The sequence below is a fragment of the Mycobacterium sp. NGS40 genome, assembly GCF_059812735.1.
In genome coordinates this window covers 1-944 of sequence record NZ_JCALDG010000101.1, presented here as the reverse complement: position 1 = coordinate 944, position 944 = coordinate 1, and the positions used below count along the sequence as shown (strand labels likewise).

General features: G+C 60.2%; 1 protein-coding gene and 1 pseudogene. One reads left to right on the top strand and one right to left on the bottom strand.

Features of this window, described 5'->3' with window-relative positions:
• Positions 1-162: 162 nt before the first annotated feature.
• Complete coding sequence (locus AC5Y5O_RS32100) at positions 163-645, bottom strand: ArsI/CadI family heavy metal resistance metalloenzyme (protein WP_061559457.1); 483 nt, start codon at positions 643-645, stop codon at positions 163-165.
• A 103-nt stretch (positions 646-748) separates the two neighbouring features.
• On the opposite strand from AC5Y5O_RS32100, the pseudogene AC5Y5O_RS32095 reads away from it, so the two are divergent.
• Positions 749-944 (top strand): annotated as a pseudogene (locus AC5Y5O_RS32095) (Rv2640c family ArsR-like transcriptional regulator); the annotation flags it as partial.

The following is a 944-nucleotide window of genomic DNA, read 5'->3' as shown; positions in this document are numbered from 1 at the left end:
GGCTGGATGGGACTGCGTTTGAACTTCTTCAGACATGGCGGGGTCGGGGTTGCCGCAAACTGGATCGAAATGGCCTGAGCAAGTGCGCCGATTCGACCGTACAAGACGGTTGCGCACCCTCACTTGCAGATGCGCAACCGGTCGAGCACGCGATCTGTCTGATCAGCAGCACGATGTCGTGCGGGACGCCTGCTCCGTCTCCTCGGAGGTTGTGCCGCCGCAGCAGACCCCACCTTCGGCAGTGCCGCCCTCCGAATGCTGTGGGCTGGTGCCGAAGGTGTCGGAATCGGCGAGCACGGTATAGACCTCCCACTTCTCGCCACCCGGTCCGGTAACCCAGACCTTGTCTTGTGTGGCGAAGCAGCACGTCGTTCCGATCTCCTCGTCGGTGAACATTCCCTCACCCTGCAAGCGGGCGATCTCCTCATGCACCGTATCGCTGGACTGGACCTCGACGCCGAGGTGATTAAGCGTGCCGCCTTGTCCCGGGTTCTCCAGGAGCACGAGCTTCAGTGGGGGCTCGGCGACGGCGAAATTGGCGTACCCCGGCTTGCGTTTCGCAGGCTGGATGTTGAAGAGCTTGGAGTAGAACAAGATTGCCTCGTCGAGGTTATCGACGTTGAGGGCGAGTTGGACGCGCGACATGAGAGTGGACCTCCATAGGTGTGAGACATATATCGAAATCGTCTGACGTCCCCAGGATGCCACCTTTTTGATATATGTCAAATCTCTGTGGCAGAATGGTGGGATGCCAAGAACCCTGCCCGTGATCGACATTGCCGCGCCGGTATGTTGCTCGCCGCTGGCCGCTGGGCCGATGAGTGATGACGATGCGTTACGGGTAGCTCTGCGGCTCAAGGCGTTGGCCGACCCGGCTCGGGTCAAGATCATGTCGCTGCTGTTCAATTCGTCTGCTCGCGAGGAGAACACACGTGATCTTGCGG

Bases quoted from the DNA above. Each gene is read 5' to 3' on its own strand.
- AC5Y5O_RS32100 (WP_061559457.1), bottom strand. From the start codon at position 645: ATGTCGCGCGTCCAACTCGCCCTCAACGTCGATAACCTCGACGAGGCA.